This window comes from Pseudomonas bharatica CSV86, assembly GCF_000319305.2.
Lineage (GTDB): Bacteria > Pseudomonadota > Gammaproteobacteria > Pseudomonadales > Pseudomonadaceae > Aquipseudomonas > Aquipseudomonas bharatica.
In genome coordinates, this window is record NZ_AMWJ02000002.1 from 836,444 (window position 1) to 851,243 (window position 14,800).

The window sequence follows — 14,800 nt, forward strand, 5'->3', positions numbered from 1 at the left end:
GCTGGCAAGCCAGCTCCCACAGGGTCAGCACAGGCCCTCAGGACTTGTGCTGACCCTGTGGGAGCTGGCTTGCCAGCGATGAAGCCCGAGAGGACTCAGGCGATCTTCTTGAGACCCAGCTTCTTCAACTCTTCATCGCGCAACTCACGTCGCAGGATCTTGCCGACGTTGGTGGTCGGCAGGGCATCACGGAACTCGACGAAACGCGGCACCTTGTAGCCGGTGACATTGGCGCGCATATGCTCCATCACCTGCTCGCGGGTCAGGGTCACCCCCGGCTTGGCCACGATGAACACCTTGATCACCTCGCCCGACTTCTCGTCCGGCACGCCGATCGCGGCGCATTGCAGCACGCCCGGCAGGGTCGCCAGCACATCCTCGAGTTCGTTCGGGTACACGTTGAAACCGGACACCAGGATCATGTCCTTCTTGCGGTCGACGATGCGCATGTAGCCATCGGCCTGGATCACCGCGATGTCGCCGGTCTTCAGCCAGCCCTCGGCGTCGAGGATCTCGTCGGTGGCTTCCTGGCGCTGCCAGTAGCCTTTCATGACCTGCGGGCCCTTGATGCACAGCTCTCCGATCTCGCCGAACGGCAACTCGTTGCCGGCATCGTCGATCACCCTGCACAGGGTCGAAGGTACCGGGATGCCGATGGTGCCAACCTGGATGTTCTGCGCCGGATTCACCGAGGCCACCGGGCTGGTTTCGGTCATGCCGTAGCCTTCGCAGATGGCGCAGCCGGTCACTTCGCGCCAGCGCTCGGCAACCGAGAGTTGCAGGGCCATGCCACCGGACAGGGTGACCTTGAGCGCGGAGAAGTCCAGGCGACGGAAGTCCTCGTTGTTGCACAGGGCGACGAACAGGGTGTTGAGCCCGACGAAACCGCTGAACTTCCACTTCGACAGTTCCTTGACCATCGCCGGCAGGTCGCGCGGATTGCTGATCAGGATGTTGTGGTTGCCGATCAGCATCATCGCCATGCAATGGAAGGTGAAGGCATAGATGTGATAGAGCGGCAGCGGGGTGATCAGGATCTCGCAGCCCTCATTGAGGTTGGAGCCCATCAGCGCCTTGCACTGCAGCATGTTGGCGATCAGGTTGCGGTGGGTCAGCATGGCGCCCTTGGCCACGCCGGTGGTGCCGCCGGTGTATTGCAGCACCGCGACATCGTCGTGGGCCGGCGAGGCTTCCCTGACCGCCTTGCCCTGCCCTTTCGCCAGTGCGTCGTTGAACTTCACGGCGTTCGGCAGGCTGTAGGCCGGGACCATCTTCTTCACGTACTTGATGACGCTGTTGATCAGCAGGCGCTTGAGCGGCGGCAGCAGATCGGCGACTTCAGTGACGATGACGTGCTTGACCGACGTCTTGGGTACGACCTTTTCCGCCAGGTGCGCCATGTTGGCCAGGCACACCAGGGCCTTGGCGCCGGAGTCGTTGAACTGGTGTTCCATTTCCCGCGCCGTGTAGAGCGGGTTGGTGTTGACCACGATCAGCCCGGCGCGCATGGCACCGAAGACGGCGACGGGATATTGCAGAACGTTCGGCAGTTGAACGGCGATGCGGTCTCCGGGTTGCAGGTCGGTATGCTGCTGCAGGTAGGCAGCGAAGGCACCGGACAACTCGTACAGCTCGCCATAGGTCAGGGTCTTGCCCAGGTTGCTGAATGCCGGTTTATCGGCGAAACGCTGGCAGGACTGCTTCAATACCGCCTGGATATTCGGGTACTCGTCCGGGTTGATTTGCGAGGCGACCCCGGCCGGGTACTTATCCTTCCAAAAGTTTTCGATCATGGAAGCCCACTCCTCCAGCAACAGCGAATTCTTCACCGCGTCGATGCGATTATTATTGATATTTGATGTCGATTTATTGCAAACCGACCGATCCGAAGCGCGCCGAGAGTAACAGCTTTACCAGGGGTCGCCTAGAGCTAAAGCGGCCCGGCGAGTCACTAAAATGACTCTTGATAATTTATTGGTCACTTTTAGAGTAAATGGTCTAAACCGAACTGCTAGCTTTAAGTCAAAAGCTGCAAGAGAGCGTGCGCGACCGCTCTATCTTGCAGCTTTCGGCTTATAGCTTGTAGCTGCTCAAGCCGGTTCGCGCAACTCGCGACGCAGGATCTTTCCTACCGGCGTCATCGGCAACGAATCCCGCAGGACGATGTGCTTGGGCACTTTGTAGCCGGTGAAGTTGGCCTTGCAGTAAGCCTTGAGCTCTTCCAGGGTCACGCCGCCCTCCCTCGCCACCACGAACAGCTTGACCGCCTCGCCGGAACGTTCGTCCGGCACGCCGATGGCGGCACAGGCGGCGACTTTCGGGTGGGCCATGACCACATCCTCGATTTCGTTCGGGTACACGTTGAAGCCCGAGACGATGATCATGTCCTTCTTGCGGTCGACGATGCGGGTGAAGCCGTCCGGATCGATCACCGCGATATCGCCGGTCCGGAACCAGCCCTCGGCATCGAAAGCCTCGGCGGTGGCGTCCGGACGCTGCCAGTAGCCCTTCATCACCTGGGGGCCCTTGATGCAAAGCTCGCCGCGCTCGCCCAGGGGCATTTCGTTGCCCTGGTCATCGGTGACCTTGAACGCCGTGCCCGGTACCGGAATGCCCACGGTGCCCAGGCGCGCCAGCTGGCCATAGGGATTGGTGCTGGCCACCGGCGAGGTTTCGGTCAGGCCGTAGCCCTCGACGATGCGGCAACCGGTGAGACCTTCCCAGCGCTCGGCGGTGGCCTTGACCAGCGCGGTGCCGCCGGAGTTGGTGACCTTCAGCGCGGAGAAATCCAGGTCCTTGAAGGCAGGGTTGTCCATCAGCGCGACGAACAGCGTGTTGAGCCCGAGCAGCGCGGAGAAGCGCCACTTTTTCAGCTCCTTGACGAAGCCCGCAATGTCCCGCGGATTGGTGATCAGCACGTTGTGGTTGCCGGTCACCATCATGCACATGCAATTCGCGGTGAAGGCATAGATGTGGTACAGCGGCAGCGGCGCGATCATCACTTCCTGGCCGTCCTTGAGCAGTTTCTGCCCGTCAGGCCCCAGTTGCGAGAAACAGGCCAGCACCTGGAGCATGTTGGCGACCAGGTTGCCGTGGGTGAGCATCGCCCCCTTCGCTACCCCGGTGGTGCCGCCGGTGTATTGCAGCACGGCGATGTCGTCGTGGCCGGCCTGCACCGGCTTCAGGGCATGCCCCTTGCCCTGGCGCAGCACCTGCTTGAACGACAGCGCCTGGGGCAGGTGGTAGTCGGGAACCATCTTCTTGACCTTGGCGACGATGGTATTGACCAGCCAGCCCTTGGCGGTCGGCAGCATGTCGCCCATCTTCGCTTCGATCAGGTAGTCCAGGCCGGTATCGGGCAGCACTTCCTGCACCAGCTTGCCGAACATGTTCAGGTACACCAGGGCGCGGGCGCCGGAATCCTTGAACTGGTGGCGCATCTCCCGGGCGGTGTACAGCGGGTTGGTGTTGACCACGATCAGCCCGGCGCGCAAGGCACCGAACACGGCGATGGGGTATTGCAGGACGTTGGGCATCTGCACCGCGATGCGCTCGCCCGGCTTGAGGTCGGTGCATTGCTGCAGGTACGCGGCGAAGGCGGCGGAATAACGGTCCAGTTCGGCGTAGGTCAGGGTCACGCCCAGGTTGCTGAAGGCCGGTCGGTCGGCGAATGTCTTGCAGGAGCGTTCGAATACTTCGACTACCGACTTATAGGTGCTCATGTCGATCTGCGAAGGTACTCCCGGCGGGCGCTTGTCGTTCCAGAAATCGGCGTGCATTTATTATTGTCCTCGGTCCTGAGCCTGTGCGGTCCGGATTGCTGCTTGCAAAACGGCGTTCTGCCGACGTTAGCAGCTCTGCCACAGGTGGCAAATATGCCAAGGCTCGTCATAGATCCTGTGAATCTCCATCTACCGGGCTAGCCGATTTGGCAAGCGGCTATACACTCAGGGGCATCCATTGCCCTGGAAAACCACGATGCTCCATGACGCCTTCTGGCTGCCGGCCAGCAACCATTGCAGCCTGTACGTCCGCCACTGGCTACCCGCCACGCCGGTGCGCGCGGTGGTGCTGCTGGCCCACGGCATGGCCGAGCATGCCGGGCGCTACCAACGACTCGGCGAGGCCCTTAGCAGTGCCGGTTTCGCCCTGTATGCCCACGACCAGCGCGGCCACGGCCGTACCGCCGAGCAGGGCACGCTTGGCCTGTTCGCCACCGAGAACGGCTGGAATACCGTAGTCAACGACCTCGGCCTGCTCAACCAGCACATCGGCCAGCAGCATCCGGGCCTGCCGGTGTTTCTCTTCGGCCACAGCATGGGCAGCTACATTGCCCAGGCCTACCTGCTGCACCATAGCGGCAGCCTGCACGGGGCGATCCTCAGTGGCTCCAATTTCCAGGCGCCGGCGCTGTATCGCGCGGCGCGCCAGATCGCCCGCCTGGAAAGCTGGCGACAGGGCCCGCTGGGCCGCAGCGCGCTGATCGAATTCCTCTCCTTCGGCTCGTTCAACAAGGCCTTCAAGCCCAATCGCACGGCCTTCGACTGGCTCAGCCGCGATCCGGCGGAGGTCGACAAGTATGTCAACGACCCGCTGTGCGGCTTCCGCTGCTGCAATCGCCTGTGGATCGACCTGCTCGGCGGGCTGGAGCAGATCAGCCGCCCGCGCAACCTGGCGCAGATCGACCCGAACCTGCCGATCCTGGTGATCGGTGGCGAATGTGATCCGGTCAGTGCCGGCAAGCGTCTGAAAGATCTGACCGGCGCCCTGCGCCTGTCCGGGAACCAGCACGTGCACCTGCGGCTCTATCCGCAGGCTCGCCACGAGCTGCTCAACGAAACCAACCGTGACGAGGTCACCGCGCAGCTGATCGACTGGCTCGAAAGCACCCTGGCCCTTGGCCGGCCGGTGCGCAGCGAGTGATACTGCCGCCCCGTCGCGTATCGAAGGAATCCCCTGAATGACCCAGGTCACCAACACGCCTTACGAATCCCTCGAAGTCGGTCAGAAGGCCAGCTTCAGCAAGACCGTCGAAGAACGTGACATCCAGCTGTTCGCCGCGATGTCCGGTGACCACAACCCGGTCCACCTGGATGCCGAATTCGCCGCCAAGAGCATGTTCAAGGAGCGCATCGCCCACGGCATGTTCAGCGGTGCACTGATCAGCGCCGCCGTGGCCTGCGAGTTGCCCGGCCCGGGCACCATCTACCTCGGCCAGCAGATGAGCTTCCAGAAGCCGGTGAAGATCGGCGACACCCTGACCGTGCGCCTGGAAATCCTTGAAAAGCTGCCGAAGTTCCGCGTGCGCATCGCTACCCGCGTGTTCAACCAGAACGAAGAACTGGTGGTTGACGGCGAAGCCGAGATCCTCGCGCCACGCAAGCAGCAGACCGTCGAACTGGTCAGCCCGCCGCCGATCACCTTCGGCTGATCGCCTGCAGAACCTGAAGACGGCGCTCGATAAAGCGCCGCTCGGGCGCTTGCCGGGTCAGGCCGAGTGCGGTGCGATACGCTTCGCGGGCCTGATCCTGGCGTCCAAGCTGCCGGCACAGCTCGGCCCGCGCGCAATGCGCCGGCTGGTAGTCGCGAAGGTCTCCCCGCTGCAGAATCCCCTCGATCAACGCCAGCCCCGCCAGCGGGCCGTCCCTTTGCGCCACGGCGGCCGCGTGATTGAGCTCGATCACCGGCGAAGGCCAGCCACGCAGCAGCACCTCGTAGAGCCCGACGATCTGCGCCCAGTCGGTATCCTGCGCCGTGGCGGCTTCGGCATGCACTGCAGCGATCGCCGCCTGCAAGGTGTACGGGCCGAACCTTTGGGTGCACAGTGCCTGTTGCACCAGGGCACACCCTTCGGCAATCAGCACCTGGTCCCACAGGCTGCGATCCTGGGCGTCGAGCAGGACCAGCTCGCCTTCCCCCGCATTGCGCGCCCGGGTCCGGGAGGCCTGCAACAGCATCAGCGCGAGCAGGCCGAGCACCTCGGGGTCGGGCAGCAACTCACGTAGCAGCCGCCCAAGACGAATCGCCTCGGCACAGAGCTCATCGCGCACCACCGTCTCACCGGACGACGCCGAATAGCCTTCGTTGAACACCAGGTAGATCACCCGCAGGACACTGTCGAGGCGCTCCGGCAGTTCATCGCGCGCCGGCACCTGGTAGGGAATGCCGGCCTCACGGATCTTGGCCTTGGCGCGGACAATGCGCTGGGCGATGGTGGCCGGCGCCAGCAGGAAGGCCCGTCCGATTTCCTCGGTGGTCAGGTCGCAAACCTCGCGCAGGGTCAGGGGCACCTGGGCGTCGGCGGCCAGGGCCGGGTGACAGCAGGTGAAGATCAGGCGCAGGCGGTCGTCTTCCAGTTCCTCGACATTCATGTCATCCGCCTCCAGCCGCTCAAGGGCCTGGCGCAAGGCCTCGGGCGAGCGCTCGAAACGGGCACGCCGACGCAGGCCATCGATGGCCTTGAAGCGTCCGGTGGAGACCAGCCAGGCCCTGGGGCTGGCGGGAATGCCATCGCGCTGCCAGCGCTCGACGGCAGTGAAGAAGGCTTCATGCAACGCCTCCTCGGCCAGGTCGAAATCCCCCAGCAGACGAATCAAGGTGGCAAGGATCCGTCGCGATTCGTCCCGGTACACCTGATCGATGGCGGCACGCACCGCCTCGCTGCCGGGCATCATGCCTCCAGCGGACCGGTCACCAGTTCCACCAGGCGGTCGAGGCTCTCGCCCCAACCGCGGTGGAAACCCATTTCCTCGTGGGCCTGGCGGTCTTCGGCGCTCCAATGCCAGGCACGGGCGGTGTAGAGGGTCTTGCCGTGGATATCGTCGAGGGTGATCACCGCGGTCATGAACGCCCGCGCCGAGGGTACCCAGCCGGGACCGAAGGCGTCGGTGAAAACGATCCGCTCCGGCGCGACGATCTCCAGGAACACGCCCTGGTTCGGGTACTCGCTGCCGTCCGGGGCACGCAGTACGGTACGAAACAGACCGCCGACCCACAGCTGCATCTCGCACACCGGGGTGGTCATGCCGTGGGGCCCCACCAGCACCGAAGCAGTTGCGGATCGGTCCAGGCGCGGAACACCCGGGTGCGAGGTGCGTCGATCAGGCGGCTCAGGGACAGTTCATGCCGCGCTTCTCCCGCACCGGATTGCTGAGGATTCATGGGTGTTGTTCTCCTCGTTCAGGGTTGCAGCTCGCGCACCGGCCGGACCTCGACGCTGCCCACCCGCGCGGCCGGAATGCCGCGGGCGATGTTCAGCGCTTCGTTGAGGTCGCGGGCTTCCACCAAGTAGAAGCCGGCCAGTTGCTCCTTGGTTTCGGCGAAAGGGCCGTCGGTCAGGCTGGTCTGCCCGCCACGTACCCGCACCGTGGTAGCGGTCTGCACCGGCTTGAGTGCCTCGGCGGCGAGCATCCGGCCGCTGTCGTGGATGGCATTGGCGTAGGCCATGCACTCGGCATCCGCCGGGCTCTCGGGCAGACCGTGCAACAGGGTTTCATCACAGTAGACCAGGCACAGGTATTTCATGGCGTTCTCCGACGTGGGGTCAGGGCTTGAGATCGAACAGGGCCTTCTGGGTCTGCATGTCGAAGGGCGCGGACCAGTGTTCGTGGATCACCTGCCACTGCCCGCCGGTGCGCCGGTAGCCCACCGAAGCGCGCATGAAACCGCACTGGCTTTCGTCGTCTGCGGGCCCGCAGCGGTTGAGCCAGTGGGCCAGGGCCAGGTCACCACTGGCGTGCACGGTCAGTTGTGCCACCTCGAAGACCATCGGCCCGCTGCACATGCCCATGCACATCTCCCAATGCGCCTTGTAGTCGGCCTTGCCCTTGAATTGCAGGGCCTGGATAGCGTCGAAGGCGACGATATCGTCAGCGTAGACCGCGACGATGGCGGGCAGGTCGCGCTCGCGCACGGCCTGGATCCAGCGGTCGATGAGTTGACGGATTTCCTGTTCGGCTGCGCTGTTCATTGGTATGTCCTCATGGCAGTGATTGGCGACGGGAAAATCCGGCGCCTGCAGCATTGGTCGAACGGGAGCCCGAGGAATCGACAGCCCAAGGAAAAAAGCGAAAAAAATCTGTACGCACCGGCCGTAATCGTCGCTTGCGGTACTTGCCGCTTCCCGGCTAGTGTCGCCGCGTTGCGTGCTTCGGAGACCTCGGCAGATGGCATTGATCAGCCAACCTTTGCGGGCCTGTGGCCTGGTCGAATCGTCCTGGGTCCGGGCCACGGGCGCCGCCTGTTTCGAGCGCCATACCCACGACGAGTATGTGCTGGGCGCGAACCTGTGGGGACATGAGCGGATCTGGCTGGAGGGACGCACCCTGGAGGTGCCGGTTGGCGCTATCACGCTGTACAACCCGCTGGCGGTGCAGGCGTCGGAGTTCGCGGCCCCAGGGGTGGAATACATCAGCCTGCACCTGGCGCCGCAGGCACTGGAGCAGGTAGCGCGGGAGAACAACCTGAAGCCCTTTTGCGCAATGCCACGCTTCGAACAGGGCGTGTTCCAGGATGCCGGGCTGTACCGCGCCATCGTCGATTTCGCCCGGATCGACAATCAACAACCGGCTCATCGCGAAGAGGCTTTGCTGGCACTGCTCGGACAATTGCTCCAACGCCCCACCGGCCCCGCCGGAGAACAAAGCCACGCCCTGCGCCTGGCCATGCAGTGCATGCGCGACACCCCGCACGCGCGCCTGGCCCTTGAAGACCTGGCGGCGGTGGCAGGGCTGAGCAAATACCACTTCGTGCGCTGCTTCAAGAATGCGACCGGGCTGGCCCCGTTGCAGTACCACATGCAATTGCGCCTGAGCGAAGCGCGCCGGCGCTTGCGGGCCGGCGAGCATCCCGCCGAGGTGGCACTGGGCCTGGGCTTCTATGACCAGAGCCACTTCATCAATGCGTTCCGCCGGGTCATGGGCATGACCCCCAATCATTATTGGCAGGCGTTCAAAGCGCCGGCGCAAGGATGAATTCGCGGTAGCCGGACACGATCACATAGACCGCGAAGTAGCAGAAGATCCCTGCCGACGCCAGGTACGACCAGGTCAGCAGGCGGTCGCCGAGGAGCTTGCCGCCGTGGCTGGCGGCGCCGCACAGGGTCACGCACCAGAGCACCCCGGCGCAGAAGAACCCACCGAGGAACAGGCCCGCTTGCAGCGCCCCGCCGGCGCCCGAACGGGAGATCAGCACCCCGCCCACCGCCGCGAACCAGAGAATCGCGCTGGGCGAGGACATGGCCAGGAAGATGCCGCGCAGGAACTCGCGCCAGGGCGATTCGCGCACCACTTCCCGGGTGGTGTCCAGGTGGGCATTGCCGCGCAGTGCCGCCCACAGCATCTTCACCGCGAACCACACCAGCAGCAGCGAACCGCCGATCCACAGGACCCAGCGCACGCTCTCGAATTGCAGGAGCACGGTCATCCCGGCCAACGCGGCCAGGGCATAGAGCAAATCACCCACGCAGGTTCCCAATCCCAGCCACATGCCCTGCCAGAAGCCGCGCTGCATGGCCAGGGTGATCATGGCGATGTTGGCGATGCCGATGTCGAGACAAAGGGAAAGGGAGAGGAGAAAACCGTTGGAAAAGGGCATGAAGGAAGGGTCCGCTACCGGCTGATGATCGAGGCAGCCGGTATTTAAGCGGATTGGGGTGGGGGTGTATTGGAAGAAATTGCGGGGCGCGAACCAGAAGACCAAAAGGTGTGCCACTTGATCCCGATTCACTCCCCAGCCAGGTAGTCCTCAAGCGCCACTATAAATGCCTCGTGCAGAGCGCTGACCGAATCAGCATGAAAACTGATGATCGTCTGTACGCCCAAAATCCGCCCAACAAAAAGCTTGTCACGGGCATCGTATTGAACCCGGGCGGTATATCCCATGTAACTGATGCAACTCATGCTTTGAACTCTCCCTCAGGGAACGGGCAAAGAGCCTAGCAAAGCACGACAGCACTTCTTGCCGAAGTTTCATTCAAGACTTTTCAGCCCTCCCCAATACCCGCGCAAACCTCTCCCTGTCGATATTCGCCCCGCTCAACACCACCGCCACCTTGCGCCCCTGCTGTCGCCCGCGTTCCTGATACAGCGCGGCCAACCCCGCCGCGCCGGCACCTTCGGCGGTGTTGTGGGTGTCTTCGTGGTAGATGCGGATCGCCTGCCCGATCTCCTCGTCAGTGACCCGGACAATCCGCGCCGCGCCCTGGCGGATGATTTCGAACGCTTCCGGCTGCGGAATCCGGCAGGCCATGCCGTCGGCGAAGGTATCGGCGGTTTCGGTGGTGACGATCCGCCCCGCCTCGACACTGCGGGCAAAAGCATCGGCCGCACTGGAGACCACGCCGATGATCTGCGTATCCAGCCCGAGCAGGTCACGGGTGCGGATCAAGCCGCAGATCCCCGAGCCCATGCCGATCGGCACATACACCGCATCCAGCCCGGCCACCGCTTCGAACAATTCCAGGGCATAGGTGGCGACCCCGCGGATCAGGTCCGGATGAAACGGCGGCACGCTTTCGAAGCCCCGCTTCTGCGCCACCCGCGCCGCCTCGGCCCGGGCCTGGTCGAAGTCGGCGCCATGCTCGATCAATTCGGCGCCCAGGGCGCGCATCGCTGCGTTCTTTTCCGGGGAATTGCCTTGAGGGACGACAATCACGATAGGCACTCCGGCATTACGCGCCGCCAGGGCCATGCTCTGGCCGTGGTTGCCCCGCGTCGCCGTGACCAGGCCGCGGGTCTGCGGCGCCCGCGCCAGCAACGACTGCACGTAGAGCAAGCCGCCGCGTACCTTGAAGGCGCCGGTCGGTGCATGGTTTTCATGCTTGACCCAGACCTCGCAACCCAACCGTTCGGCCAGGCGTGGCCAGGCATATTGCGGAGTGGCGGGCACCTGGGCACGAACCAGACGGGACGCTTCGCGCAGGGCAGGCAGGTCGAACATGGAACACCTCGGATCGGGTTGACGTTGACCCGATCCTGGGTGCCGCGCATTGTATGGGTCAAACCTTATATTGCATGGCCAACAATAAAATCATGTGGACCCCAACCCTCCCCGACGACGCGCAACCCCGCTACCTGGCCCTGGTCGAGGCGATCGCCCGGGCCATCGAACAGGGTGAGCTCAAGGTGGGCGAACGCCTGCCACCGCAACGTCGCCTGGCCTGGGCCCTGGGCCTGAATCCGAGCACCACCCAGCAGGCGTATCGCGAGGCGGCGGCGCGACATCTGGTGTCCGGCGAGGTCGGCCGGGGCACCTACGTATTGGCGGGGAGCAAGGAAGCTACGCTGTTTCGGCTGAAACAACGCGATCATGAGAGCACCTGCATCGATCTATCGACAAACGTGCCGGTCGTAGACGAGCAAGGGCAGGATCTCGAACAAGCCCTGCGCCAGGTCCTTCACCAGGGCCCGGCCCACGGCCTGGAACATTACCTCGGCGCCGAACAGTTGCTGCTGGGCCGATTGCAAGGTGCGAGCTGGCTCAACCTGCGCGGCCTGCAACTGACGGCCAGCCAGATACTGCTCTGTGGCGGCGCGCAACAGGGCGTGTTCAGCGTCCTGCTGTCGCTCTGCCAGCCCGGCGAGGCGGTGATGGTCGAAGCCCTGACCGCCCCGGGGATCAAGGCGGCCTGCCGGCAACTGCGCCTGCCCTTGCACGGCATCGCGATGGACCACCAGGGCATTCTTCCCGACGATCTCGACCGCGTGGCCCGTGCCAGCGGCGCCCGGGTAGTGGTGCTGACCCCGGCGCTGCACAACCCCACCGGCGCCAGCATGGGCGAACGACGCCGGCGTGATATCGCCGCGGTGGTCGAGCGTCTCGACTTGCTGCTGGTGGAAGACGACGTCTATGGCGCCCTGAGTGACGAGCCACCGCTGCTGCCGCTGCTCGGCGCCCGTGGCCTGCTGGTCAGCAGCCTGTCGAAAACCGTCTGCGCCGGCATGCGCCTGGGCTGGATCGCCGGCGATGAGCACTTGCTGGCGCAGATCGATCCCCATGCCCAGGCTACCCACTGGCAGATCGCCCCGCTGATGCTGGGCATCGCCGGACGCTGGATCGACGACGGCACTGCCGCGCGCAAGCTGGCCTGGCAGCGCGAAGAGGTGAGCCAGCGCTGGCGCCTGGCCCAGCGTCTGCTCGGGGCCGGGATGCAACCGGCAACGCCATCGCCGCATATCTGGCTGAACGGGCCGCGCCCCGGTGATGTGCTGGCTGCCGCCTGCCGCGGCAAAGGCGTCGAGGTGGTGCCGGCCCAGGTGTTCGCGGTCAAGCAGGGGCAACTGCCAGCCGTGCGTGTCAGCCTCACCGCCGCGCGCAGCCGGGCCGAGCTGAAACAGGCGCTGGAACGCATCGCGACCGTGTTCGAGGAATTCACAGCGCAGGATCCGGAGTGACAACCATGCCTACCCGCCTACACTCCAGCGCCATGGACGAACGTGAAGCTTTCTACCAACAGGCCAGCGAGCACCTGCGCCAGCAGGGTCCCGCCTGGGCTGCACATATCGAGGCCGTCGGGCCTTGCCAGCATGTACCGCTGCCGACCCGTGACCCGTACCAGGCACTGGTGCGCGCCATCGCCTACCAGCAGTTGCATGCCAAGGCCGCAGAGGCGATCCTCGGGCGATTCCTGGCGCTGTTTCCCGGGCAGGCGTTTCCGTCTCCCGAACAGTTGCTGGCGACCACCCCGGAACACCTGCGCGCCTGCGGCTTCTCGGGGCGCAAGATCAGTACCGTGCAGGCCGTGGCCCAGGGCCGGCTGGACGGCCTGGTGCCGGATCACGACGAGGCCCGGCTATTGGAACATGAGGTGCTGGTCGAGCGCCTGACCCGGCTGCCCGGTGTTGGTCGCTGGACCGTGGAGATGCTGCTGATCTATACGCTGGAGCAGATGGATATCCTGCCGGTGGACGATTTCGGGGTGCGCGAGGGGTATCGGCGGCTGCATGGGCTGGAAGCGCAGCCGACGCGCAAGCAATTGCTGGAACTGGGTGCGGCGTGGAGTCCGTACCGGACGGTGGCGGCGTGGTACCTGTGGCGGGTGCCGGCTAGGGGAATTTGAAAGCAAGCGGCGGAGTTTTTGAAAAGTCCCGCCACTTTAGGCTTCAAGCCAGTACATCCCTTAAGCGCGACCACGCCCCCTGTGGGAGCTGGCTTGCCAGCGATGAGGATGGTGGATTCACTATTGCTATCGCTGGCAAGCCAGCTCCCACAGGGACGGTGGTGACCTGACTATTGGAGAGATGCCCATGCGCCGCGAAAAAACCGCCATCACGGAATCCGACCCCCGCTGGCAAGCCCTGCTCGCCCGCGACGCCTCCGCCGACGGCACCTTCGTCTATGGCGTGCGCACCACCGGCGTGTACTGCCCGCCGTCCAGCCCGGCGCGACGGCCCAATATCGAGAATGTGGAATTCTTCGACACGCCCGCCGCCGCCGAAGCCGCCGGCTACCGACCGAGCAAGCGCCGTGGCAGCGACCAGGGCGAGCTGGCACGCCAGCACGCCGCCCAGGTAACCCGGGCCTGCCAGTTGATCGAGAGCGCCGAGATCGAACCCAGCCTCGAGCAACTGGCCGGCCAGGTGAACCTGAGCCCGTACCACTTCCATCGTGTGTTCAAGCGCGCCACGGGCCTCACGCCCAAGGCCTACGCCAGCGCCCACCGCGCCCGCAAGCTGCGCAATCAGTTGCAGCATGCCGGCTCCATCACCGAAGCGGTGTACGAAGCGGGGTTCAACGCCAATAGCCGCTTCTACGAGTCGAGCAATGCCCGTCTCGGCATGACGCCGGGCACTTACCGCGCGGGGGCGTGCATACCGACATCCACTTCGCCATCGCGCAGTGCTCGCTGGGCGCGATCCTCATCGCGCAAAGCACCAAGGGTATCTGCGCGATACTCCTGGGCGATGATCCCCAGGCACTCTTGCAGGACCTTGAAGATAAGTTCCCGAAGGCCAACCTGATCGGCGCCGATCAAGGATTCGAGCAGTTGGTGGCGCAGGTGGTGGGCTTCGTCGAAGCGCCGGGCATCGGCCTCGACCTGCCCCTCGACCTGCAAGGCACGGCTTTCCAGGAGCGGGTCTGGCAGGCGCTGCGCGAGATCCCGGCGGGCAGTACCGCCAGCTACGCCGAGATCGCCGAGCGTATCGGCGCACCGAAGGCGGTACGCGCAGTGGCCAAGGCCTGTGGCGCCAACAGCATCGCGGTGGCGGTGCCCTGTCACCGGGTGGTACGCAGCGACGGCAATTTGTCTGGTTATCGCTGGGGTGTGGAACGCAAGCAGCAACTTCTGGAGCGGGAGCGGCGCTGAAACCTATTCATTACATTAATTACATCAATCTATTTATTCGAACTATAAAGGTCCACCCATTAAAAAGCCCCGCGACTGGCGGGGCTTTTAAACGACTTGAAAGGTTATCAACCCTGGCTGCAACCGTCGCCCATCACCCGGTATTCGATAGTGTGGCGCTTGCCTTGATGATCTTCATAGACCATGGTGGCCGGAACCACCTCGCAGACATTGGCGACTTTCGACAGGCTGATGACCTTGGCGATATCCAGCTTGGTGCCGTAGGTGTACTGCTCGACCTGGGGCTGTGCTGCCTGGTCGGCAAGGGCGAACGAAGAGACGGCGAGCAGGGCTGCTGCAATTAATGCTTTCATGATTGTGGGCCTTTAAAGCAATCGAACCAACAGATTGACTTCATATGCCTGAGTGGCCGGAGAAGTTGTCATTTCAACTAAGCAAACATGACACGAAGTACCGATCCCGTTGGAACTTCCGAGTGGGGATGCACTTAGTCTA

At 64.0% G+C, this 14,800-nt stretch carries 14 protein-coding genes and 2 pseudogenes; 6 read left to right on the forward strand and 10 right to left on the reverse strand.

The features are described 5' to 3' along the window. Window positions 1-95: 95 nt before the first annotated feature. Entirely contained in the window at window positions 96-1,793 is a 1,698-nt protein-coding gene (gene fadD1, locus CSV86_RS17490) for a long-chain-fatty-acid--CoA ligase FadD1 (RefSeq protein WP_009405194.1), read from the reverse strand. A 297-nt stretch (window positions 1,794-2,090) separates the two neighbouring features. After that, window positions 2,091-3,779, reverse strand: coding sequence for a long-chain-fatty-acid--CoA ligase FadD2 (gene fadD2 / locus CSV86_RS17495; RefSeq protein ID WP_009405195.1), 1,689 nt, complete (start codon window positions 3,777-3,779; stop codon window positions 2,091-2,093). Window positions 3,780-3,978: 199 nt separating this feature from the next. On the opposite strand from fadD2, the gene CSV86_RS17500 reads away from it, so the two are divergent. Both CSV86_RS17500 and CSV86_RS17505 read left to right on the forward strand, forming a co-directional pair. Next, window positions 3,979-4,923, forward strand: coding sequence for an alpha/beta hydrolase (locus tag CSV86_RS17500; protein ID WP_009405196.1), 945 nt, complete (start codon window positions 3,979-3,981; stop codon window positions 4,921-4,923). Between the two features lie 37 nt (window positions 4,924-4,960). Then, window positions 4,961-5,431 (forward strand): MaoC family dehydratase, encoded by a 471-nt coding sequence (locus tag CSV86_RS17505; RefSeq protein ID WP_009405197.1) that lies wholly within the window; start codon window positions 4,961-4,963, stop codon window positions 5,429-5,431. Here the strand turns inward: CSV86_RS17505 and CSV86_RS17510 are convergent. The 4 genes and pseudogenes from CSV86_RS17510 to CSV86_RS17525 all read right to left on the reverse strand — a co-directional run bounded on the left by CSV86_RS17510 (window position 5,418) and on the right by CSV86_RS17525 (window position 7,969). Next, window positions 5,418-6,671, reverse strand: a complete 1,254-nt coding sequence (locus CSV86_RS17510) for an RNA polymerase sigma factor (protein ID WP_037061795.1) — start codon at window positions 6,669-6,671, stop codon at window positions 5,418-5,420. The two genes, CSV86_RS17505 and CSV86_RS17510, sit on opposite strands and share 14 nt — an antisense overlap. Next, window positions 6,671-7,161: pseudogene (locus CSV86_RS17515) on the reverse strand (SRPBCC family protein). The gene CSV86_RS17510 and the pseudogene CSV86_RS17515 overlap by 1 nt, the downstream one beginning before the upstream one ends. Window positions 7,162-7,179: 18 nt before the next feature. Then, window positions 7,180-7,524 (reverse strand): YciI family protein, encoded by a 345-nt coding sequence (locus CSV86_RS17520; RefSeq protein ID WP_009405200.1) that lies wholly within the window; start codon window positions 7,522-7,524, stop codon window positions 7,180-7,182. Between the two features lie 19 nt (window positions 7,525-7,543). Further along, on the reverse strand, window positions 7,544-7,969 hold the full coding sequence (locus CSV86_RS17525) for a YybH family protein (RefSeq protein ID WP_009405201.1): 426 nt from the start codon (window positions 7,967-7,969) through the stop codon (window positions 7,544-7,546). A 196-nt stretch (window positions 7,970-8,165) separates the two neighbouring features. Here CSV86_RS17525 and CSV86_RS17530 point away from each other — a divergent pair, with 196 nt between their 5' ends. Next, the gene (locus tag CSV86_RS17530; protein ID WP_009405202.1) at window positions 8,166-8,972 is read left to right on the forward strand and encodes a helix-turn-helix transcriptional regulator; all 807 of its coding nucleotides are present in this window, start codon (window positions 8,166-8,168) and stop codon (window positions 8,970-8,972) included. Here CSV86_RS17530 and CSV86_RS17535 read toward each other — a convergent pair. The 3 genes from CSV86_RS17535 to CSV86_RS17545 all read right to left on the reverse strand — a co-directional run bounded on the left by CSV86_RS17535 (window position 8,950) and on the right by CSV86_RS17545 (window position 10,938). Further along, on the reverse strand, window positions 8,950-9,594 hold the full coding sequence (locus tag CSV86_RS17535; RefSeq protein ID WP_009405203.1) for a LysE family translocator: 645 nt from the start codon (window positions 9,592-9,594) through the stop codon (window positions 8,950-8,952). The two genes, CSV86_RS17530 and CSV86_RS17535, sit on opposite strands and share 23 nt — an antisense overlap. Window positions 9,595-9,722: 128 nt before the next feature. Then, a complete protein-coding gene (locus CSV86_RS17540) occupies window positions 9,723-9,899 on the reverse strand; it encodes a hypothetical protein (protein WP_009405204.1) in 177 nt (58 codons plus the stop codon). 73 nt (window positions 9,900-9,972) lie between these two features. Continuing rightward, window positions 9,973-10,938, reverse strand: a complete 966-nt coding sequence (locus tag CSV86_RS17545; protein ID WP_170394924.1) for a threonine dehydratase — start codon at window positions 10,936-10,938, stop codon at window positions 9,973-9,975. Window positions 10,939-11,030: 92 nt separating this feature from the next. Here CSV86_RS17545 and CSV86_RS17550 point away from each other — a divergent pair, with 92 nt between their 5' ends. The 3 genes and pseudogenes from CSV86_RS17550 to ada all read left to right on the forward strand — a co-directional run bounded on the left by CSV86_RS17550 (window position 11,031) and on the right by ada (window position 14,305). After that, on the forward strand, window positions 11,031-12,392 hold the full coding sequence (locus CSV86_RS17550; protein ID WP_037061796.1) for an aminotransferase-like domain-containing protein: 1,362 nt from the start codon (window positions 11,031-11,033) through the stop codon (window positions 12,390-12,392). A 5-nt stretch (window positions 12,393-12,397) separates the two neighbouring features. Further along, window positions 12,398-13,057, forward strand: coding sequence for a DNA-3-methyladenine glycosylase family protein (locus tag CSV86_RS17555; RefSeq protein WP_009405207.1), 660 nt, complete (start codon window positions 12,398-12,400; stop codon window positions 13,055-13,057). A 187-nt stretch (window positions 13,058-13,244) separates the two neighbouring features. Continuing rightward, window positions 13,245-14,305: pseudogene (gene ada / locus CSV86_RS17560) on the forward strand (bifunctional DNA-binding transcriptional regulator/O6-methylguanine-DNA methyltransferase Ada). A 107-nt stretch (window positions 14,306-14,412) separates the two neighbouring features. Here the strand turns inward: ada and CSV86_RS17565 are convergent. Continuing rightward, the gene (locus CSV86_RS17565) at window positions 14,413-14,658 is read right to left on the reverse strand and encodes a DUF2790 domain-containing protein (protein ID WP_009405210.1); all 246 of its coding nucleotides are present in this window, start codon (window positions 14,656-14,658) and stop codon (window positions 14,413-14,415) included. Window positions 14,659-14,800: the final 142 nt, after the last annotated feature.

What these genes read in the sequence shown, in the direction of transcription:
- fadD1 (WP_009405194.1), bottom strand. Translation starts at nt 1,793, where the DNA reads ATGATCGAAAACTTTTGGAAGGATAAGTACCCGGCCGGGGTCGCCTCG.
- fadD2 (WP_009405195.1), bottom strand. Translation starts at nt 3,779, where the DNA reads ATGCACGCCGATTTCTGGAACGACAAGCGCCCGCCGGGAGTACCTTCG.
- CSV86_RS17500 (WP_009405196.1), top strand. Translation starts at nt 3,979, where the DNA reads ATGCTCCATGACGCCTTCTGGCTGCCGGCCAGCAACCATTGCAGCCTG.
- CSV86_RS17505 (WP_009405197.1), top strand. Translation starts at nt 4,961, where the DNA reads ATGACCCAGGTCACCAACACGCCTTACGAATCCCTCGAAGTCGGTCAG.
- CSV86_RS17510 (WP_037061795.1), bottom strand. Translation starts at nt 6,671, where the DNA reads ATGCCCGGCAGCGAGGCGGTGCGTGCCGCCATCGATCAGGTGTACCGG.
- CSV86_RS17520 (WP_009405200.1), bottom strand. Translation starts at nt 7,524, where the DNA reads ATGAAATACCTGTGCCTGGTCTACTGTGATGAAACCCTGTTGCACGGT.
- CSV86_RS17525 (WP_009405201.1), bottom strand. Translation starts at nt 7,969, where the DNA reads ATGAACAGCGCAGCCGAACAGGAAATCCGTCAACTCATCGACCGCTGG.
- CSV86_RS17530 (WP_009405202.1), top strand. Translation starts at nt 8,166, where the DNA reads ATGGCATTGATCAGCCAACCTTTGCGGGCCTGTGGCCTGGTCGAATCG.
- CSV86_RS17535 (WP_009405203.1), bottom strand. Translation starts at nt 9,594, where the DNA reads ATGCCCTTTTCCAACGGTTTTCTCCTCTCCCTTTCCCTTTGTCTCGAC.
- CSV86_RS17540 (WP_009405204.1), bottom strand. Translation starts at nt 9,899, where the DNA reads ATGAGTTGCATCAGTTACATGGGATATACCGCCCGGGTTCAATACGAT.
- CSV86_RS17545 (WP_170394924.1), bottom strand. Translation starts at nt 10,938, where the DNA reads ATGTTCGACCTGCCTGCCCTGCGCGAAGCGTCCCGTCTGGTTCGTGCC.
- CSV86_RS17550 (WP_037061796.1), top strand. Translation starts at nt 11,031, where the DNA reads ATGTGGACCCCAACCCTCCCCGACGACGCGCAACCCCGCTACCTGGCC.
- CSV86_RS17555 (WP_009405207.1), top strand. Translation starts at nt 12,398, where the DNA reads ATGCCTACCCGCCTACACTCCAGCGCCATGGACGAACGTGAAGCTTTC.
- CSV86_RS17565 (WP_009405210.1), bottom strand. Translation starts at nt 14,658, where the DNA reads ATGAAAGCATTAATTGCAGCAGCCCTGCTCGCCGTCTCTTCGTTCGCC.